This window comes from Kineosporia succinea (assembly GCF_030811555.1).
Classification (GTDB): domain Bacteria; phylum Actinomycetota; class Actinomycetes; order Actinomycetales; family Kineosporiaceae; genus Kineosporia; species Kineosporia succinea.
The window spans coordinates 7,655,655-7,678,394 of sequence record NZ_JAUSQZ010000001.1; the positions used below are offsets into that span (position 1 = coordinate 7,655,655).

Here is a 22,740-nt window from a genome sequence, read left to right on the forward strand (position 1 = left end):
TCAGATGCTGTGCGGCGGGATGTCCGCGGGCTCGACGAGCTGCAGCACGTCGGTCCCGGTCTGGTCCGGGTCCAGGTCGGCCAGTCGCGCGGCCTGCCGCTCGGTGAGGGTCTGGAACAGTTGCCGGGCGAGGCGGCCGTTGCCGAAACCGGCGTTGCGGGGCAGTGAACCGAAGTAGGTCACCAGCGCGTCCCGGGTGGACGCGGCGAGCCGGTACTCGTGATGGGCCGCCTGAAGTTCGACGATCCGGGTGAGTTCCTCGGAACTGTAGTCCACGAACTCCAGCGTCCGCGAGAACCGGGACCCCAGGCCCGGATTGGAGGCGAGGAACCGGGCCATCTCGCTGGAGTACCCGGCCACGATCACCACGATCTCGTCGCGGTGGTCCTCCATCAGCTTCATCAGCGTGACGATGGCCTCGTGCCCGAAGTCGTTCGGTTGCCCGGGCGGCGCCAGCGAGTAGGCCTCGTCCAGGAACAGCACGCCGCCCAGGGCCTTCCGGAAGATCGCCTCGGTCTTGGGCGCGGTGTGCCCGACGTACGACCCGACCAGGGCACCCCGGTCGGCCTCCACGAGATGCCCCTTCTCCAGCACCCCGAGGCGGGCCAGCAGGCCACCGTAGAGCCGGGCCACGGTGGTCTTGCCGGTTCCCGGGTTACCGGCGAAGACCAGGTGCCGGTTGAGCGGCGGCGCCGCCAGACCGGCCTCCTGCCGGCGCCGGACCATCTGCATGAGCTTGACCAGGGCGCTGACGTCGGCCTTCACCTGTTCCAGGCCGATCAGGCCGGAGAGCTGCCCCCGTAGTTCGTCCAGCGACGGGGTGCTCTCGTCGTCCTCCGGAACACTCTCACTGCTCACCGGTTCCGGCCCGGACGGCCGCTCCACGCTCCGGACGCGCAGGTCCGAGAACCGCGGACGGGCGTTCTCGTCCTGGCTCAGGTCCACCTCGGTGTCGTGAATGTGACCGGCCCGGAACACCGGGTCCGCCTCGGCCCCGACGTGCACGGCGGGGAAGCCGCAGGCCGAAAGGTCACAGTCCTCGAAAGTGCCTCCGGCTCCGTCACTCACGAAGATGCCGTTCTTCGCGATGTCCCACACCCGCAGCCCGGTCACGACCGGGCGGGCCCCTCTGCCGACCACCAGACCCGAGCCGCCCGCCCCTTCGATCCGGCACTCCTCCAGCGTGGCCCGGCAGTCCTGCTCCAGCACGATCCCGGCCGTGCCGGCCCGGCGCACCCGCACGTCCCGGACCGTCGCCACGGCTCCCGGCCCGACCTGGAGCGCCGAACGCCCGCTCTCGACCACGGTGGACGCCTCGAGTGTCACCTTCTCGCGCGAAGCCAGGGCGGCGCCCACCCCGCACCGATCGATGTCGAGGCCGGACGCCTCCAGGACCACGTCGTCCTCCACCCGGATCCCGCTCAGTCCTGCCTCCCGGACCCGGCTGTCCCGAACCCGGGCCGTCGCGCGTCCGGCCAGATGCATTCCGTGCTCAGGGGTCCGGGCGATCCGCACGCCGTCGGCCTCGACCCGGGCACCGTCGCCCACGTAGACGGCGCTGAACCTGCTGTCGTCCACCCTCACGTCCTCCAGCCGGGTGTGAGAGGTGTCGGACAGGTACACGCCGTTCCCCGTGACCTCGCGGACCGTGGAGCCCGTCACGGTGAGCTGAGCCGAATCACGAACCACCACACCGGTATCGGTGATCTTCTCCACGATGCAGGAGGTGAGCGTCAGCGAGCTGCCGCGCAGGACGACCAGTCCCGACCGGCCGGCTCCGGAGATCCGGCACCGCTCCAGGCGCACCGTCCCGTCGACGACGAGAACCCCTTCCCCCGAGGCCTTCTCGACAACCGAATCGGTGACGACGACTCCCTCGCCCCGGGCGTCCGTCGCCAGCACCCGCAGTCCCTCGCCACCGCACCGCTCGATCCGTGTTCCCGACACCACCAGGGACGAGGTTCCCTCGACCAGCACGCCGCTGCGCCCGGTCACGGAGATCTCGCTGTCGCGGACCTCGGCGGCGCCGCCGCCCCGCAACCGCAGGCCGGAGCCCGCGGTGGCGCGGATCTGCGTGCCCTGAAGAGTCAGCCGCGCCGCGTCACCGACCACCACGCCGGTCCCCTCCACCCCGGCGATCACACAGTCCTCGAACGTTCCCGCGCTCCGCCCACCCAGATACACCCCGACGACCGGCGCGTCCGTGATACGGCACGCGAGCAGGCGCAGGGTCGCCGTTCCCTCGACCTCGAGACGCCCGGCCTGCACCTCACACCGCTCCAGCTCGACCGCACCGGACGAGATCCGCAGGGCCGCAACCGCTTCCCCCGGCCCTTCGAAGACCAGCCCGCGCACCGTCGCCCGGGCCCGCACCTCACTCCCCGCACGGGCCACGACGCGAACCGTGCCCGGGCCCTTCGCCGCGGTCACGGTCACCGCCCGCTCGATCACCAGGTCCTCGGCGTAGACGCCGGGGGCGACCGACACGGTCTCCCCCGGCGCCGCGGCCCGCAGCGCCGCACCGATCGTGCTGAACGCCTTGCGCTCGCCCGGTGCGACCCGCACGGTGCGCACCGACGCCGGGCTGTTCGTCACGCCGCTCATACGCACGACACCATCGCGATCTGGAGCACGCGAAGCGGCTCCGCCCACTGCGGGCGCCGCGCCGACAGGGCCGACAGGTGATCCAGCCAGCCCAGCTTGACCGGATCGGGAGCGCCGGCACAGACGGCGGAAACCTCGGCGAGAGAACGATTCCCTTCACCGGCGAGGATCATCAGGACCGCCCGGGTCATCGTGGCTTCGAAGGTCGTCAGTTCCCGGATCGCGTCGTCGGCCTCCAGGGCCCCGAGCATCTCGTCCAGGCCCTCCGGCCGGGCAGCCACCGTCTCGCCGAGGTGGACGAGCCGGTCGAGCTGCCCACCGGCCGCCCCCTCGACCCCGAACACCTTGTGCAGCAGCTCGTCGGCGAGTTCGCCCACCTCCTGCACCGTTTCGGCGGAGGGAGAGCCGGAACTCTCCCCGGCCCGTGGCAGCAACAGCCCGGTCAGGACGCTCGGGAGTTCCTGGGTGATCTGGCGGGCGGCGGGCCCGTCGGGCACCGCCCGCACCCGTTCCCGCACCATCTGCTGGGCGAGTTCGGCCGCCTGACGGTGCGCCGGCGTCGTTCCCGCCTCGGTCGCGTGGTGGATCTCGTCCCACGCCTGGCGAGCGAGCACCGCCCACCAGCCTGCCCGCATCCGCGCGGTGGTCGCCTCCAGCGCTGCCCGCAGCCGGGGGACGGTCAGGGCCTCGAAACCCTCGTCCCGCATCTGCGAGAGCAGGCGGACGTCCGTGATCGGAGTGCCACGTCGCGGATCGGCAGTCACCCGCGCGATCAGGTCCACGGTGCTGTCCTCCTCGCCGTCCCCGGCCCGGAACCGGATTCGGAACGCCAGAGCCTCCGTCTCCGGATCGTTCGGCGTTCTCAGCAGAACGATCCGTTCGGCGAACCCTGCGGCCCGTTCCTGGTCGGTCACCGCACTCGGGTGGGTCGAGCGAATCAGCGGGTGCTGACGGGAAAGGCCGGCAACCGTCGGTGGGGCCGCAGTTCTGGGATCGGGGGCCCCGGACTCGGGCCGGGTGGGCACCGTGTCCTGCTCGCGCAGCAGCTCGCCGTACCCGAGCCGCTGGAAGGCCCCCTGCAGTTCCTCCACCGTCACCGTGTGTTCCTCGGTGTCGAGCTCCGCCCCGGGAGGGGCCTGGTGGTGCGCGCCTTCACCGGTGGCGTGCCCCATGACCAGGGCATGGAGGTACTTCAGGTCCCGCCGGGTCGGCGCCGCCGAGGAGTCCCTCATCAGGGACACCGACAGGTCGATGCCCGACGGCACGAACCTCACCGGATCGAGCACCTGCGAGGGGTCTTCCCCCTTCTTCACATTCCGGGTACGGCCCTCCGGGACCGGCCATCTGACTCTCCGCCCGCGGCGCAGCACCGCCACCGGGTCCTTCGGCGCGTACGGGTACCGGTCCGGAAGATTCAGCGCGTGGCTGACCTCGTGGGCCAGGATCCCGCGCTCGGTGTGCACGCTGATGAGCCGGTCGTTCTCCCGGGTCCGGGGCAGTTGCGCCACGACGACCCTGGCGTCCGGTGGTGGGTTGAAACCGTGGGTGACCCGCACCTTCGAACGGACGAAGACGGTCCATCCCCCGTCCGCGAAGCCCTCCGTGCGGTTCCACGCCCGGACCATGTCGGCCTGCATCCGGGCTCCGGCCGTGAACAGCTGGTCCGGCCGCACGTCCCAGTCCTTCGGCCAGAGGTGGATGTGCTGGACGACCTCGATCAGACGGACGGGCGGATTCTCGTTCTCCAGCTCGACGACCCGGGCCCGGAAGCGAGGTCTGTTGTCCACGCGCACCGTCGCCTGTACGGCGTCTCCCGCCAGGCGGTTCAGGACTGCGGGCAGAGGATCGACCGATGGGTCCAGCGAGTTGCGGGCCAGGATGTCGAGCCACGAACTCACGTACGCCGCAAGGTCCGCCCTTCCGCCTCCCGTCGGGTAGGCCTGTTCCGGCCGCTCCAGTCCGCTTCCCGAGGAGGCCAGCACCTCGGCCACCCGGACCAGACTGCGCTCGAGCAGGAGCTCACGGTCCGGCCCCGGCGGAACCTCGCCTCTCGACAAGAACGCCCGGAACACCCGCGGATCGAAGTCGACCCCACTCGAAGGTCCCTGGTAGCTGGGTCGTTTCGGGGGCTCCAGGTCACCCACCAGCGTGGCCAGGGGAGACGGGTCCCCCTGAGCCTCCATGTGCGCCAGTTCTTTCTGGAGATTCTCCGCCAGGGCAACCCGGTCCTGGACCAGTGACACCGCGTAGAACGGCACCCCCGATCGACGAAGGGCCCGTTCGTAGAGCGCCACGGCGGCCAGGCTCGTCGAGAAGTCGATCCCGACGAAGCGGGGCACGGCCAGGCGCTCCGCCAGCACGGACAACTCGGGCAGATGCAGGTCGCGGGCATCCAGATCGCGGCCCCCCAGCTCCCGGAGTTCCTCGATCTCGAGCCATCGACCGTGTGCCTGGTTCCTCAGTGCTTCCTGGTACTCGCGGCGCCAGGGTGTGCCGCTCTCGGTGATCGGGAGCCGGGACGAGCGATTGAGCGGAACGGCGAACCGATCGGTCAGAGCCGAGCCGGGCCGGGACGAAGGCAGGTACAGAGGGATGCGCTCGTCGTGCAGGACCACCTGCGTGACACCGGGCACCAGCTCCCGCCAGCGGTTCAGGGCGTTCGTAGCCCCCAGCGGGTCGCTGACCTGCCGCACCGAGATCGTCAGGCGGTCGGGATCGACCGGCAGAGCACGCCCTCGCGCGCCGGCCCACCGCTCGTCCGAGACCATCAACCCGGAGCCGCTGCGCAGCACCGGGAAAGACACGCGCACACCCTCCAGAACCGATCCGTCGCGTCCGAGCAGATCCTGGCCCCACCGCAGCGGCCCGTCGACGAGGCGAGCGGCAAGTGTCGGCTCCCACCCGGGTACCGGGAAGCTGAGCCCGGTCAGCGCCTCGTGCCGGATCTGCTCACCGGACGGGAAAGCCCGCCGCCAGCCGCGCTGCTCGCCCGGGGCGTCCTGACGGGGCTGGGCCTGGAACCGCAGCCGGGAAACCCTCGCCGGGAAGCCGGTCAGCCGCGTCACCTCGTCCTGGGCGTAGCGCACCTCCCGCCCGGACCGCCGGGCCAGGGACTCCGCGAGAGCCGGGGTGACGTGGCTCGCCACCAGCCGCACGGAGTCCTCGCCGAAGACGTCCGCCTCCAGCAACTGCCGGATCAGGGCCTGGATCTCCGGGCGGCGGGCATCGTCCGGACGGCCCGCCGGGTCCAGCACGACCAGCGAGCGTTCCTCGACCGGGGGCAGGAGCAGGCCGGCGACCTCCGCACCGGACGGCGTCGCCACCTGCCAGTGCGAACCGCTGCGTACGTCCCACACCGGTTGTCCGCCCGGGACCGTGACCTGGCGTGCCTCAACCTCGGCCAGTGAGGAGACGGGCGGTGCGCCGACGCCGTCGGTGCCGGTCGGCCCGTTCCCGGGAACAGCCACGAACTCCGGCCCCAGGTCGTCGACCAGCCAGAACTGCCCCGCCCCGCGCCCGTCGGCCTTTCGCACCCGCGTCCAGCCGCCCGCATTCTCCAGCGTCCGACGATGGACGCGACCCCTGGGATGAATCAGGTCGAGGTCGTGCTCCTGCACCAACTGCCGAACCAGATCGTCCCCGAGGAGATCGTGGTAGATCCTCAGGCTCCGGTGCCCGAGCCGCGCGAGCTTGCCCAGCACCGCCGCGACCTGCTCCCGGGCCTGCGGGTGGTGTCTCTCCGGCACCTCGTCCAGATGCCCCCACTGATCGAGAACCAGTCCGAGGCGCCCCGGCTCATCGGCGACCACGGGCATCCCGCCCGCGTCGGCACGCTCTCGCAACAGGGCGTACGCCTGAGGGCCGTCCGATCCGGCAACCTCGTTGATCGTCCAGCCGTACTCGAGCGGCACGTCCCGAGACCACCACTCGTCCGCCGTCAGGCCGTCCGCGCCGAACGCGCGCACGGTGAACATCGACGCGGACGATCCGTCGAGAAGGGAGTCGTCCAGTGGCCGGATCCCCGAGGCGATCCCGTCCTGCTGCGAGCCGGACGACAACCACACGTTGCTCCCGAGGTGATTGATCGCCGCGCCGAAGAACTGCCCGGCGGGTCCCACCTGGGCGTGGACGACGACCGCGGTCGCGGGCCCCCCGCGATCGAGCAGCTCCTCGAGAAGGTCGACGAGCGCCTCCGCGTCGATGGTGGTCCACCGGCCCGGATCGTGCCGGACGTCGTCCCCGTAGAGCGTCACGAGGATCGCTTCGTCCGTGGCGAAGGGAGTCATCGCCATACGGCGTACCCGATCCAGCGATTCAGCTGCCGACAGGCCCTCCGCACCGGACCGGAAGACGGCACCCCAGCCGGCCAGTCCCTCCGGCAGCGGTGCCTCCCAGAGAGGGACCAGGGGGGTTCCGGCGACCAGATCGCGGGCGGAGAGCCATACGCGCTGCACCCCGTCGTGATGGCCGATACCGGCGACCTGGCCGCCCATCAGGACGACGGCCGTGTCTCCCTCCCGAGGCAGCGCCGCCACCAGTCCCGCGGCCAGGTCCGGGCCCATCGACCAGACATCCGGTTCAGCGGCCGCCAGGCCGAGCTGCCTGATCGCCACCGGGCCCAGAAGCTGCACCGTACTCACCGCGTCCTGGAACGCGCGGAAATCTCCACGGGGACGCGAGTCCGGCCACCACAGCGTCGGGTGGGCCGGGGGCTGCACCCGCTTCTGCCAGGGCCGGGCACTGCGGTCGGCTCCGATCACCGTCACCGTGAAACTGCCGATGGTGTGCAGCACGGCCCGATCCAGCCGGCTGACGGGGTGCCCGTCGGTTGCCGCCGAGGCGTCCAGCCAGATCAGCTGGCCTTCCGAATTGAAAGCCGTTCCGGCGAAGCGATGTCCGTCGTGCACGAGAATCGTGGTCCCCGGACCGCCGCGCAGGAGGTTGGCCCCCAGCCCTTCCCCCAGGATCGTCGTCTCCCAGAAACCCAGAACCGGGCCGTGTTCCAGCACGGGCAGGTCAACGCCGTGCAACAGCCGGAAGACCGACTCCTCGTGCTGCAGGCGAGTGTGGGCCAGATCCCGGAGATGATGGCGGACGCTGTCCACCAGGTCCCCGGGAGCCGGCTCGGGGTGCGGGCGCAGCATCCCGGCCGAGACCGCCGTGGCACCGGGCAGGTCGGCCCCGGACAGAGCGATCGGCTCGTGGTCACCGAAGACCCCGTTCCCGGACAGCTCCAGCCACCGAGCCCCTTCCGGCGTGCCGAAAGCCACTCCCACGGCCGTGCCGCCGGCCGTCACCACCGACACGGTTCCGGGGGCCGACAGACGGTTGCCCAACTCGGTCGCCCAGTTCTCCGACGACAGGCCCACCGTGCCGGCCGGCTCGTGCGTGGGGGCCAGCCGTGACGCCAGTTGCTCCAGGACGTCCTGCTGGGCGAACCCTTCCTCGATGCGGGTGCGCCAGCTCCGGACCTCCTGCTCGGGCGTAGTGACGGCCTTCGGCGTGGTGACAGCCTCCGCGGTCGCGACAGCCTCCTCCACCGGCCGGGCCGCACCGAGGTGAGCCGCGCTCCCGGTTACGGCGGACCGGGGCACCACCTCCGACTGCGGCCGGATCCCCGCCGGGGTCGGGACACCCCGGCCCGGCCTCAGGGTGCTCTGCCGCCTCAGGTCCCCGGCCGCCTCGTCGATCGTGGCCGCCTCGTCGATCGAGGCCGGGTCGATGATCCTGATGTCGGGCACCAGCCGTTCCGGTGCCTGTCCGTTCGGGAAGCCGAGCTGAATCTCCAGGCGGCCACCCGATGTCTCGCCGTCGCCGGTGAGGACGACCCTCCGGAGGATTCTTGCCTCCTCCCGTTCCCGGCCCCGGGGCCGGGGGTCCGTCAGCCTCACCAGCGGATGATTGGGCGGGAACCCCGCCATGTCACCCGGAGCGGCCTGGTCCAGCGGTGGCAGCAGGCGCCCCATCTTCTCCTTCTCGATCAGGGTCCGGAGCCCGGTCAGGATCTTCACGTGGTTGGCCCTCACGGCCGGGGTCTGCTGAGGCGCCAGGCCCGGGTGCTGCGCCATGACCATGGCGTGCAGGTACCGCATGTCCCGCAGCGTCGGCTGCCAGGAGGTGCCAGCCATGAGAGAGGGACCCGGATCCAGCCCGGTCGGCTGGATCGCGACCCGGTCGATCTCCGGCCGGGGGTCGTCCGGCTCCAGGTGCGTGTGGCGTCCCTCGGGCAGGGGACGCGTGACGAGCTTCCGGCGACGCAGAGGTGTCGGCTCGTCACCGGACACATAGGCGTACCGGTCGGGGAGGCCCAGCCGATGGCTGACCTCGTGACTGAGCACGTGGGCGTCCGAGCCGACGAAGACCTCGCGGCTGTGCTCCCGCCCCGACCCCGGAGCCACCTGGATGACGCTCGCCCCGGCGGGCGCCACCGGGCCCGTCGAGACGGTCAGCCGGGTACGCAGGAACACCGTCCAGCCCGAGTCCTCGAAACCCTCCGTCCGGTTCCAGCTGCGGGCCAGCCCTCTCGTCAGACGGGCGGCGACCTCATTGACCTGGGCCGGGGTGACCCCGGGCGCTGCCTTCAGGTGAACAACCGGCTGCAACTCCACGACACGCGTCCTCGGGAGGTCCGGCACGTCGGCCACCTTCGCCTGCAACCGGTCCTGGGGGTAGTTCAGCAGCGCCCGGAACGGGAAGGGCTCACTGGCGAGCCGCCTCAGCAGATCCGGCAGTGGGTCGCCCAGACGCCGGCCCCCACTCCGGCGGCGGCGCAGCCGGGCGAGTTGCTCGCGCACGCGGGTGATCAGCTCATCCTCCGGCAGGAAGCGGTAGTACGCCGGGTCCGGATTCTGCGCCTCCGCCTCGTCCGGTTTCCCCTCCCCCTCGATCGTCCGGTCCTTCGGAAGCGAGCTGGACATCAGGTGCGAGAGCTGCCTCAGCGTGTCGCGGAGAATCTCCCGCCGGTTCGGGCTCACGGCAACCGCTGCGGGATTGTCGAGGAACGCCTGCACGACATCCGAGCGGAACGGACGCGGGCGGTACCCGGCGAGCGCCTCACGGGTTCCGGACCGGGCCGACCGAACCGTGGCCAGCTCCTTGAGGATGTCGTCCAGTGCGGAGGAGCCGGCCGACCGCAGGGCGCTCACCTCGGCGGCGATCGCCTGGATCAGTGCACCCCGGTCGTCCTTCCCGCGGTAGTAGCGAGGAACGAGAAGCCCGTCGCGATGCAGGATCTCGGCGTAGACGCGGTAGGCGGCCCAGGTGCCGGGCAGGGTGTGGTAGATCGAGTTGTCGGCCAGCTGCTTCTCGAAATCCGCAGGTGAGAGCGCTGCGGCCAACGCGTCCTCGTCGATCAGCTGCGGGATCATGACCGGAGAGGACTCGATCTCGACAGTGCGCACCAGATCCGGGTCCCGCAGGGCTTCGGCGTACGACTCCCGCCAGGGCACCCCGTCGGCGCTCGCCGGCAGCCCGTCCGTGGACGCGTCGGCAACCGCCAGACGCCCCGAACCCGTGGCGGCCGGGAGAACCAGGCGCATGTCCTCGGAGGCCCGCTCGTCGTGCAGGACGAGAGGTCCGTGGGTGGCCCCCCGTCCTTGCCAGACCGTGAGGAGCCGGGCCGCCGACCCGGCGTCCCGAACCTCGCTCACCGAGATCGTCATCCGTTCCTTGTGAGCGGGGAGGTCGAGGGAGCGCACGCCCAGCGATCCGTCGTCGGACAGCACGACTCCGGCCCCGGTCCGCACCTCGTGAACGGTCTGGGCGAACCTTTCCGCCCCGGCCTCGAGGGCCGCGGCCGACTCTTGCCTCAGGGTGAAGGTGTCGTCGGCCCCGGGCGCCGGAAGACGTCTGCCCCAGGGAATTTCCGGGTAGTGCAGCGGCTCGTACCGTTCCACCGAGATCACGTCACCGACCGGCCGGGCTCGTACCCAGCCCCGGTGAACCCGGGTGCGCTCGACCGACATGACCTGGTAGACACGCCAGAGCGGGTCGCCTGCCGCCGAAGAGGCAGCCCGTACCTCGTCCATGGAGAAGACCAGGTCGATGTCCGCCTCCGCGACCAGGTTCTCGGCCTGCTCCTCGGACAGGTGACTGACCACCAGACGGAACGAGGGGCGATTCCCTGGCCTGCGCGGCCCCCGACTCTTCAGCAGCATGTCGCGAATCATCAGCCGCACCGGCTCTTTCCGGGCGTCGGCCGGATGCCCGTGCTCGTCGAGCAGGACGATGACGCTCCTCGGCCCGTCCGCTGTCTGTTCCGCGACCGGGACCGGAATCGCCGAGACATCGGCGCGCGGATCCACGGCCACCGCCCAGCCCGGACCGAACCGCAGCGTCCACTGCTGTCCGCCCGGGAGGGGACGTGGGTTGACCACCCGAAGGTCGGCCAGTCGCGCCAACGGCGCCTCCGGCACTGCGGCGTCCGACCCGAACCCGGCCCGCCGGAACGTCTTTCCCAGGTCGTCGATCAGCCAGGCCTGGCCCCGCATCCCGGTCGGCTTGCCGTAGGGCCGGACCCGGGTCCAGCCGTGCTCACTGGCGAAGGTGACCGGATCGATCTTCCCCCGTGAGTAGACCACGTCGAGCCCCAGGTCGGTCACAGCCCTCCGGATCAGGCTCTCTTCCAGGACGTCACCGTAGAACCGCCAGGTCCGGATCCCCTCACCGGCGTGACGGGTCAGGATCCGCAGGACCTGGCTCCGGATCTGACCGGGGTTTCTGTCCCCGGTCGCACCCAGCACGAGTGCCCTTCGGGCCGGCTCGTGCGGGTGCGCCCGCATCTGCCGACCCGGCGCCGGCTTGTACTCCAGGACCATCCCGTTCGTGTTGGTGCCGGGCAGGGACGACGTCTGCCAGTGGGCCTCCAGCTCCGCCGGGTGCTCTTCGCTGCGCCACAGTCTCTCGTCACCGTCAAGACCGAGAACCCACAGCGAGAGCTCGGGCGAGCGCAGGGCGGAGAGGTCCGCCCCCGCCAGCGGACGCACCTGGGATCCGGTTCCGGCGGCGGAGCCGGGCTCCAGCCACACCTTCTCACCGTCGTGGTTCCTCGCCGCCCCGGCGAATCGGCCACGGATCCGCACCAGGACCGTGGTACCCGGACCCCACGCCGTGAGATTGGCCTGCAGCTCTTGACGCGGGTGCTTCAGCACGACCTTTCGCCACTGGCCGGGCAGATCGGCCAGGGGGCTGCCGAAGAGGGTTCTGACCACGATGTTCTCGGTGGCGAACGGAGTCATCAGCATCGATCCGATCGTCTCCCGGAACACCGTGGTCGACGACCCGGGCCGGGCCGGGCGAAGGAGCACGATCCAGCCCTTCGCCTCCTCCGGGATCGGGGCGTCCCACAACGGCACGGGGGCGGTCTTGCTCCTGATCTGCTCGAGACCGGACCAGACCCGTCCGTTTCCGCTGTTCTGCACGAGGCCCGCCACCACACCGTTGACCAGCAGCACGGCCACGTCGCCGGTGCGGGGTACGGCGTCGGACAGATCCGCGCCCACCTCCGGCCCGATCTCCTTCATCACCGGCCCGCCGGGCGCCAGATCCACCAGCGCGGCGATGGAGGAGGTCATGACCTCGAGAGACCGGGCGGCGTCCAGCAGTCCGAGAACTCCGGGGGGAGGCGCGATCACGGCCGGCTCCGATCCGGTCGGGACCTGCAGCTCCCGGCGCGGACGCCAGCCCCGGTTGAGCCCGTCCGGGCCCAGGACCGCCACGCTGACCGGCTGACCGATCCGGTCAGCCGGGTGAACCCTGGCCTCGTCCAGGCTCGTCACCGGATGCGGCAGGGTGTTCGGGGCGGAGCCGACCCACAGCAGCTCTCCTGCGACGTTGACGGCGACGCCGGCGAACTTCTGCCCGTGCCGGACCGCCAACGCCGTACCCGGCCCATTCAGGTACAGCTGTACTCGCAGTCCTTCCTTCAGGAGCGCTGTCTCCCGGGCGTCGAGGGCGAGACCGTAGTGCAGACCCGGGATCTCCCGCCCGTACCAGAACTTCAGGACCTTGCTCTCGGTCGTCACCTTCGCGAGAACCCTGGACCGGAGATCCGCTCGCAGCTGCCCCATCAGGTCGCCGACGTCCGCGGTCCTGCGGTTCTCGAACACGCCCACCTGGACGTCCACTCCGGCCGGGAACACCGCGGACTGCAGGGGCACCGGGTCCGTCAGCGTCCCGTCCTCCCCCATGGCGAACCACTGGAGCCCGTCCTGGCTCCAATGGGCCACCCCCAGGTTCTCGCCCTGGGCGGTCACCATGGCCAGCGACCCCGGATGCCTGAGCATCGCAGCGATCGTCTGGCTCTGACCGTCGCCTGCCGGCACACGCTGATAGGGGTGCGCGGTGAAGTACCTCAGCTCCCGTGAGAACTCGGCCATCAGGTCGGCCCGGACGAGCTCGGAGGCGAGAGCGCGACGCAATCTGGCCACCTGTGCCGGGACCGGAACGGCGGCCGGAGGCAGCGGGACGCTCGCTGTGACGGGGTTCCCCGCAGTCACGGCCGAGAAGGTCGTGACCTCCGAGGCCGGAGGAAGTGCGGTCTCGACCGCCGGCTCGGCCCCGGTGAACGAGGTGTCCTCGCGGGGTGCCGACCAGGACACGAATTCCGACGGGGACAGCGCGCTTCCGTCCTCCGGGCCCACCCCGGTGCCGGCCGGCCGCCCCGCCCCCGGGAAGACCCCGGCGCCCGGGGCGTAACCCTCTACCAGGTCGTGCCAGGGCAGGTTGCCCAGGTTCTCCACCGGGATCGGGCTCTCCAGCGACGCCAGACTCCAGGCGACCGACTGGGGCCGGGGCCGGGGCCGGGCCGGCTTCTCGATCCGCACCGACGGCTCGACCGGCCCCGGGCCGGTCGCGGCCGGGAAGTCGACGTGAACGACCCGGTCGTCCTCGGGGTCGCCGCTCTCGCCCCGCAGGATGTTCTCGCCGCGCGCGGCCATCTTCGCGCGTTCGGCCGCGGTGAGCCTCGGATCCGTCAGTCGCACCAGTACGTGGTGGCGCGGGAATCCCCCGACGTCGCCCGGGGCCACCTGATCGATGGGAGGGAGCAGTGTGCCCAGCCCCTGGGCCGCGAAGGTCCGGCGCAGCCCCTGGAGGATCCGCTCGTGGTGCCGGGCGACGCCGTCCGGGGCCGGCTGGGCCAGCCGGTTCGCGCCCGGGTCGAACGTCATCACCAGGTCGTACGTCTCGCGCAGGTCCCGCAGGGTGGGCTCGGCCCGGCCGCTCCACATCAGCGACCCCTCCGGGTCGAGCGTGGTCGGCTCGAAGGCGACGAGCCCCTTCGCGGGATCCGCCGCGTCCCGCTTCTGCGTGCGTTTACGGAGCTGGGCGGCCCGGAGCACCGAGGGCAGGCCCTCGCCGGCATCCGTGATGTACCGGTCCTGTAGTCCGAGGGCGTGACTGATCTCGTGGGCGAGGACGTCCGCCGAGGTCGAGGCGAACACGTACATCTCGGTCTCACGACCTGGACCGATCCCCACCCGCACGACTTTCGCGCCCTCGGGCACGAGGGATCCCGTCGTGATCGACGGCCGGACCCGGACGAAGACGGTGTGGCCCGCCTCGGCGAACCCCTCGGTCCGGTTCCACCGGCGCGCCAGTCCCGTGCGGGCCCGGGCGGCGACGGCCTCCATCTGGTCCGGGGTGACGCCCTTCTGCGCCTGGAAATGGATCTGCGGGTGCAGTTCGACGATGCGGACGGGCGGAAGGGTTCCCGCGACGTCGACGATCCGGGCCGGGTACCGGGGCGAGACGTGCCGCATCCGGGACGTACCGCCGAAGGGCTCGTCGTCGAGCCGGGCGAGCAGCCCGGGCAGGGGATCCACCGTCGCCCCGCCTGCGACCGGGGCGGTCATCTCCCTGATCCACCGGATCTGCTGGTTGACATAGGTTCTCAGCTCCGGGACCGGACTGTTCCGGGGGTGCTGGGCCAGCCGGGGTGTCCGCCGCGTCGTCGGGCTCTTCGTGTCGAACGCGCGGGCCCGGGCCTTCGTCTCCGCGCGCCGCCGGGCCGGGTCGTGGTTCGTCTCGGACGAGCTCAGCATCTCGGCCAGCCGCCGCACGTTCTCCTGCAGCAGCCACTGCCGGTACGGTCCGGCCGGCACCGAGCCGTTCTCGAGGAACGCCCGGATCGGGCCGGCGTCGAAGGTGGGCTTCTCCTTGGCGGGGATCCCCAGGTCCGCATGGATCGTGGCCACCGGGTCCGGGTCACCCTGATTCCTCATCTGCGCCAGTTCCGCCTGGATGGCGCGCCAGACCGCCTCCCGCTGCGCCGGCGGCATGAGGAACCGGGGCACGAGCAGTCCCGACCGTCGGAGGGCAGCGGCGTAGATGCGCACAGCGGCCCGGCTCCCCCGAGAATCGGCCATCATTGCCGCGGAGTCGGCCAGCCGGGACACCGTCTCCGGCAGCGTCCAGACGAAGTGCTCGAGCTTTCCCCGGGCGATCAAGGCCTGCGGGGTGTCGCGGACCTGCACCATCCGCCCCTGGCGCGGGTCACGCAGGGCATCGGCGAAGGCCGGCTGCCAGGCCGTGCCCCCGGACGAGACCGCCAGCCAGTTCGTCGCGTTCACCGGCACCGGGCGCCGGGCCGAGTTCTGCTCGTTGGGCCGGACCGAGCTCAGACTCCAGGGTGCTCGGTCGTTGTGCAGGACGATGTTCTCCGCCTTGACGTACCGGCGCCAGGAGTCCAGTTCCCGTTCGGCCAGGGTCTCGTCCTGGATCAGGCCGGTCGAGAACGTGATGCGGTCGGCGTGAGCCGGCACGTTCCGGACCGACGGCCCGATCCCGCTCCGGTCCGACAGGACCACACCGAAGGATGTTTTCAGCGCGTAGGTGACGGACTCGACCCCCAGGGCCGCGCTGCCCGGAGTCGGCCTGCCGGTGTGTATCCAGCGCTGGCTCGCCTGGACGTCGTCCAGGATCCCCGTCCACGGCGGGGCGGGGAGCACCAGCTCCCCGGTGGGCTGGGCCCTGGTCCCCTGCCGGACGTCCCCGGGCGAGAGCCGCAACCAGCCCCCCACCGCCGCCCGCCCCGGGACCTCGCGGCTCTCGTACCGCTCCCCCGGGTCGTTCACCCGGTCGCCGGGCCGGCGCACGACGTCGTCCACCGAGAAGATCATCGCCGAGTTGTGCTCCGCCACCCAGCTCTTCGCCCACCGCTCCGGTACCTGGCCCACCAGGAGGCGGAACGTGGCCGTCCCGCGGGCCTGCGCCATCGCCCCGATCACGCTGTCGAGGATCTTCCGGACGCCCGGATCGAAGGCCTTCGCCGGACGCCCGTTCTCGTCCAGCACCGCCAGCACGACACGGCCCTCCTCCAGCGGCGGGGCCACGAGGTGGGCGACATCGGTGCCCTGCGGAACCAGCACACCCCACCCCGAGCCCGCCCGCAGCTCCCAGGTCTTCGCACCCGCCGCCCAGGGCGTGTTCCGGGAACCGGCCAGGGAGAGAGCATTCCCGTTCGCGCCGATCCCGCCCGGCACCGGCAGCTCGCGGGGGAGAATCTGGAACTCCTTCCCCAGATCGTCGACGAGCCAGGCCGTTCCGGGCATGTCGTCCACCCGGTGAGGGCGGACCCGGATCCAGCCCTGCCGGCTCTCCAGTGTTCCCTCCACCAGACCATCACGCGGGTAGGCGAGGTCGAGGTCCAGGTCGGTGACCAGGCGGCGGACGAGGCCACCGCCGAGGTAGTCGCCGTGGAGCCGGACCCGTCGGGTGCCGGTACGGGCCAGCGTCGTCAGGGCCGCGACGACCTGGTCGCGTACCTGCGCCCTGACGTGACGGTTACCGGCCACCTGCGCGGTGAGCCGCGGGCCGACGACCAGCCCGGTCCGGCCACGCTCGCTCGGGTAGGCAGGCAGCTCACCGGGCTCGTCCTGTCCCTGGAGCAGCATCAGCACGGGCGTACCGCCCGACGCCACCGGAGTCAGACGCCATCCGGGCGCCAGGACGACGTCGTCGTCAAGCCGGCGCCAGACGGCGGGCAGGCCGTCGGGACCCAGCACCCGGAGGGAGAGCTCACGCCCGGCGACCAGCCGGAGCCCGGCGGCCAACGAGGTCACCCACGATCCGCGCATCGACCTGGTCGAGTCCTTGGTCTCGAACTCGAACGTGGCGGCCAGCCAGGCGTGTTCACCTTCGTGGTTCGTCGCCGTGCCGGCGAGTTCCGTCCCGTCCCGGAACATCACGGTGGTGCCGGGGCCGCCCAGCTCGAGATTGCGGGCCAGCCGGGCGGCGATCCCGGCGTTGTCGACCTTCTCCCAGACCGCCTCGGTGGAGCCCAGATCCTGCCCGTAGAGCGTGTCGAGGACGACCCGTTCGACCTCGAAGGGGTTGAGAAGAAGAAGGTTCCGCAGCTGCACCCGGAAATCCCCCACGACCGGCCGGGTCCGACGCCGGAACAAGAAGATCACGGCCTTGCGGCCCGCGGGCAGGCGGGAGTCCCACAGCCGGGCCGGGGTCGCGTCCATCAGGGCGCGTCCCGCGTCGAGCCAGACCCGTTCACCCCCGAGGTTCTGGGCCAGCCCGGCGAACGTCCCCCCGATCAGCACGACAGCCGCGTCGTCCGGCTCCACCAGCAACCGGGAGAGATCGGCCGGCAGATCCTTCTCGACCGTGACCAGCTGCGGCTTGCCGACGGCCAGGCCCAGCAGGTCACCGTCCGCGAGTCGGGCGACGGCTCTCGCCCGCGCGACGTCCAGGAGCCGGTCGGACCCGGTCTGCACGGTCGGGGCGGGCGCCTCCCCCTGGGCCCGGGGCCGCCAGCTCCGCTGACCGGGTTCGGCATCCTTCACCGCCACGGTGACATCCAGCCCGGTGGGCACCCGGCCGGCGGCCAGGGCCGCCTCCAGGGACCCGACCCGGCGCCCCCCCGCGCTCGCGTCCGCGTCCATCCACAGCAACTCGTCGTGGGAGTTGTGGGCGATGCCCCGGAACCGGTTGCCGGCGTGGACCACGACGGACGTCCCGCGGCCGCCCTGAATCAGGTTGGCGCGCAGACCGTCACCGAACAGGCCGAGGTCCCGCGGATCGAGGACATGGGCGGTCGTGAGGTTACGCCGCGCCCCGTACAGCGCCCACAGAGACGTCTCCTCCGTGGCCAGCGGGCTGAACGCGATCCCCCGCAGGGCCTCCCGCAGCTGCTCGAGATCCGGCTCCACCCCGGCGTTCACGTACCGGTGGAACGTCATGGTCAGCCGGTCGCCGTCGGGGAACAGAGCCTCCTCCAGCGGCACGACCCCACCTCCGGCCAGCAGGGCGTCATCCTGCAGATCCAGCCAGAGGAACTCCTCCCCGGACCGGAACACCAGGCCCCGTTCCTTCCCGCCGCCGACGACGATCGCGATCGAGCCCACCGGGCGCATGTCGCGCGCGTTGGCGACCGCCGACTGGAGCATGCCCGGCCGCCAGTCCTCGACCTGGCCGCGCACATGGTTCGCGGACAGGAACCCGCCCAGTCGCCGGCCCAGGTCCCCGCGCCGCAACCCGGCCAGCAGGATGGATCGCCACCACCGGACCCGTTCCGACACCGGCGAAACCGGGTCCGGGGCCGCGACGGGGTCCACCGGCGCCGGGGCACCGACCGGGCCGGGGGCCGACATCGCCGAGACGTCGAGGAACGCCAGCGCCTCACCGGCCGCCTGGGCCGAGGACCGCACCGGACCGTCCGGGCGGGCAGCCTTCTCCGGGGCCTGCGTCCTGTCGGAGGAGAGCGGCTGCCCAGCCGTGTCCGCAGCTGTGTCCGGGGCCGCGGGCCTCGGGGCCACCTCCAGCCCGAAGACCTCCCGCACCACCTGGTCGGCGAAATCACCGACCGGGCGCACGATCTCCGGGTTCAGAGCACGCGGCGCCGTGGAGCCCTCCGGCAGACCGCGCAGGAGGAGGTGCGCCGCCACCCGGCTCAGTTCCCGGCGCACGGGCACGTCGGCCGGCTCACGTCCCCCGAGCCGGTTGCCCACCATCGTGTCGGCCAGGAACAGGGCCTGTCCCTGCTCCACCCGGTCGAAGTCGCCGACTTCGGCCTCTGCCCCGCTCACCAGTGCGTCCCACCACTCCCGGCGTGCCTGTTCGTGCTCAGGCCCGGACAACGCCTCGAGCTCCCGGCCGAGCCGGGCCGGGGGCGAAAGGCTCACCCCGGCGGCGACGACCTCATCGGCGCCAGGGCCCTCCAGGCCGCGCTGGCCGGGCAGGATGTTCTCGCTCTCGGGGGTCCACCACCTCAACCCCTTCCAGAGGTCGAGAACGACCGGGTCAAAGAGATGCCGTACCTCCTGCGCCTGCAGCTCGGTCCCGCCGCCCTCGATCCGAAGGCCCAGATCTCTTGTCCCGTAGCGGTTCACCGCCGGCAACGGCCGTCCGGGCAAGGGCTCCGGGTCGTAGAGACCCAGCGGCCCGCTGATGAACGACGCCTGCTGCAGCAGCCGCGCGTGGTACTCGGCCACAGCCACCGCATCGTGCGGATCCATCGGCCGGACCTGCTGCAGGTACTCCTTCGAGCGGTTCAGCAGCAGTCCCAGCACCCGGTTCTGGGCCACCGAGACGAGCATGTTGTTGTTGAACCGCCCGGCGCCGTAGGACTGTCGGGCGGCCGCCTCGATGTCCTCGGGGCCGATCGCCTCAGGAACCGGCAGGTTCGCGTTCCGCAGGTGCCGCTCGAGCCAGGTCCGGGAGGGGATCAGAGGTCCGACGATCGGCATGTCCCCGATGCGCATGGGCATGTCCGCGGTGTCCGCCCAGGAGAAGTCGCCCGGGGCCACGTCCACGTCCACGTAGACACCGCCCATCAGCCACAGGGCCGACAACCGGATCAGGTCGCTGGCCGCCGGGAAGGCACCCGCCGCCAGCGCGTCGTCCACCAAGATGGTCAGTTCACGCCCACCGACGGCCTGCACCAGATCCATCGTGTCGTCGTGGATCTCGACGAGATCCCCGAGCAGAGAACGATGCTCGCCGGACCAACGATTGACGGCGGGAACTGTCCACAGGTGCAACGGCACCTCGCCACCGGCTGCCCGGCGCCAGGCCCGAAGGTGTTCCAACGCGTCGGGAGAGAGCTCGCCCCCCATCCAGACGACATGCATCTGCCGGGGGACGAACGTCTGCGCCGGACCCGAGTTCTGCGAAATATGCCGCGAGAGAACATATTGCAGGACTTCAAGATCACCCAGCACAGCCTCGTGGCGCCGGTCGCCGGGGTTCAGGACGGAGACCGCGTCGTCGACACGCTCGGAAAAGACCCTGATCACACCGTCACGGCCGGCCTGCCGGGCCCTGATCAGGTACTGGATCACGGAAGTGGAATCCGTCCAGATGCTGGGTACCGTTTCCACCGGGGAGAACTCGGCCCGAACCCGGAACCCGCTCTCGCCGGCGGACTCGGCCGGTTCCTCGAGAATCTCGTAGGTCCCGGGGAGCACGCCCTGGCGCAGCAGGGCCTGGTCCAGCATGACGGTGAACTGCTGGGTCGCGCCCTCGGCGTCGCCCTGGGCCTCGAATTCGTCACCAGTCAGGGGTGTGACACTCACCCGGATGTCGAACTCGGCGGCCAGCTGGCCCTGCCTGACTTCACGTCCCAAGCGCTGGAGCGCCATCCAGGTCTGGAGCGAAGCCTCGTCACCCGATCGGAAGCCCCGCAGCTCGAGAACGGTGGTGAGCCCTTCGGGGAACGGCTGTTCCGCCGACGGCAGGGCCCCCGACAACCCGTGCTGCTCCAGCCGGGCCGGCGAGCTGTCGAGGCCGGTCTCCTCGGCCAGCCGGGCCGACGCGTCCTGCCATCGGATGACAGTCGTCGGAGCCGCGCCCACGACATCAGCCGGACCCGAGACCCTTTCGGCCCCGGCCGCCGACGTGGCCTGCGCGGGACCGGCCTGACGGGCCCCTCCCGGAAGAGTGAGCCGGTTGTCCAGGAAGACGTTCACCACCGCGTGGGCCATGTCCCGGACATTGGCCGTGGGCACCGTGACCGCGGCCATCGCTGCGAGCACCGAGCCGGCATCGAGTGTGATACCGGTTGCGGCCCCCGTCATCTCCGGCCGGGCCAGCTGAAGGCGGACCTCGGTGAGGACGTCCTGGGGGGAGAAGGTGATCTGCGACGGCGGAACCGCGGGCAGAGCCCGCGGGCGCAGGTCGAACGCGGTGACCGTCCGGCCCATCGCCTCGGCCACGGCCTCGAGGGCCGCGCGGCCCTCGGCGCCGGCGATCCGGGGGCCGAGGTCCTGGTGCACCCGGTGCATCAGGACGGTGGCCAGCGGGAGAACACTGTCCCGCAGCGGCTCGGCGTTGCGGTGACGGCTCGCCCGCAGGTCGGTGATCCCGGTGGCCCGCTGGACAGCGGCGAGCGCCGCGGTCGCGGCGCGGCGGGATGCTCCGGCCGCGGGGCCGGCCAGTTCGGAACCGATGAGACGGAGCCAGGGATCGGCGACCTCGGGAATGCGGTGCTCGGCCGTCTTCCCGAGCTTCCTCTCGATCCAGTCCAGCCACTGGCCGAACTCCGTCATCGACGCGTGCGGCCACTGCCCGGCCGGTATCGGGCTCCCCTCGGTGAACGCCTGCTCGGGGCTGAGGGGCTCCGCGACGGCCGTCGGCTCCCACTCGATCGTGGCGAGCTCCCTCGGTGCAGAACCGTGGGCATCGGGCAGCTCCGACCCCGCCGGTACTTCTTCCAGGACCCCCGTGTCGGGTGCCGATTCCGGCGAACCGGCCCGCGTCAGCTGCGTCTCGATCTCGTCGGTCAGCTCGGCCAGCATCTCGGTGTGCATCCGGCTCATCACCTCACCGACGCGGGCGCGGATCTCCCGCACCGTGCCCGGGTCGGCCAGTGACCGCACCGGATGCCCGTCCATCACCCTGATGACCGACTGGGCGGCCAGCTCGATGCCTTCCTCCAGCTCCGAGGTCGTCTTCGCGGCCCATGCCGGATCCAGTGCCACCACCGTCCGGACCCGCTGGAACGCGTGCTCCTGGAGGGCGGACTGCCACTGCCTCACGGCCACACCGGTCTCGACCAGGGACTGCACGCCCTCGAGCAGGGCGCGTATCTCCTGCTCGATCTCGGGTGTGAACCCTCCTCGCCGGGAAACCAGTCGTTGCGCCCGCCGGACGAACTGGTCAACCGTCTTCGCCAGCGACGGGCGTTCGGCGGCTCGTTCATTCAGCGACGGGCGTTCGGCGGCTTGATCAATCAGTGACGGGCGTTGGGCGGCTTGTTCCTCGACCAGCCGGTACAGGCGCCGCGCCTGCCGGTGGACCTCGGTGAGCAGATCAGCGTCCGAACGCCACCGGGCCTCGACGGCCTGCGCGGCCGCCTCCGGCGCGGGCACCGGCTTCGGCTCCGCCGGGCGCACGACGGCCCCGAGCACGTCGAACGCCGCCTCGATCTGCCGGTCCACCTCGGCGAGAACCAGGTCCGGCACCTGGCCGAGGTCGTCGGCCTGTTCCACGCTCTCCTGCAGGAGGTGCCCGAACTGCCGCGGGAGCGCCGTCACGCCCCGCAACGACGCCTGCACGCGCTCCCGGGTCGCCGCACGCTCCAGGGGGCCCTGATGCCGAAGGTCGATCTCGGCCAGCCGCCTCGAGAGATCCCTTTCGGCCGTAAGGATCCGCCGGCCGACGCGTTGCCTCACCCCCACCAGCTGCTCGACGCCCTGGACCAGACGGTTGTAGCCGGCCTCCACCTCGCTCCGGATCGCGGCGTCCGGGTTCTGCCGGGCCTGCGGCGAGACGGCCTCGACCAGCCCGCGGGTCCGGTCGCCGAACTGCCCGAGGGCCTCACCGATCGCCTCCGGTGGAACGTGATCGGCTTCCAGCTCGCCGCGCAGGCGCTCGGCGTCCCGGGCGATCACCGTCTCCGGGTCGCTCAGCAGCTCCTGCCCGAGCGGGACCGTCTCGCGAACCTCCTCTACCCGCGGCCTCTCGGGCAGCTGCTCGCGCAGCGCCGTGTGGGCCTTCGCGATCTTGTCGGTGAGGGTGCTCGCGACGGTCTCCAGCACCGGGGCGGTGCTCTCCTGCCGGAGGGCGTCGAGCATCCGGTGGTCGAACTGGCCCGCCAGCTGCGACACCTCGTGGACCGTCTGCTCGGCCCGGGCGAACCGGCTCGCGGCCTCCTCGGGCGGCAGATGGCTCAGGTCGGCCCGGTCCAGT

General features: G+C 71.6%; 2 protein-coding genes (1 of these 2 cut by a window edge). Both read right to left on the bottom strand.

The genetic code is table 11. From position 1 onward, the window contains the following. Positions 1-2,604 carry a right-handed parallel beta-helix repeat-containing protein gene (locus tag J2S57_RS33595; protein ID WP_307250328.1) on the bottom strand — a complete coding sequence of 868 codons (2,604 nt, stop codon included), beginning with the start codon at positions 2,602-2,604 and terminating at the stop codon, positions 1-3. Beyond that, positions 2,601-22,740, bottom strand: partial view of a coiled-coil domain-containing protein gene (locus J2S57_RS33600; protein WP_307250330.1) — the 3' portion only. 7,724 nt of this gene lie beyond the right edge of the window; only the last 20,140 of its 27,864 coding nucleotides appear in the window; the start codon falls outside the window, past its right edge — the gene reads right to left on this strand; it ends in the stop codon at positions 2,601-2,603. The genes J2S57_RS33595 and J2S57_RS33600 overlap by 4 nt, the downstream gene beginning before the upstream one ends.

Bases quoted from the DNA above. Each gene is read 5' to 3' on its own strand.
- J2S57_RS33595 (WP_307250328.1), bottom strand. From the start codon at position 2,604: ATGAGCGGCGTGACGAACAGCCCGGCGTCGGTGCGCACCGTGCGGGTC.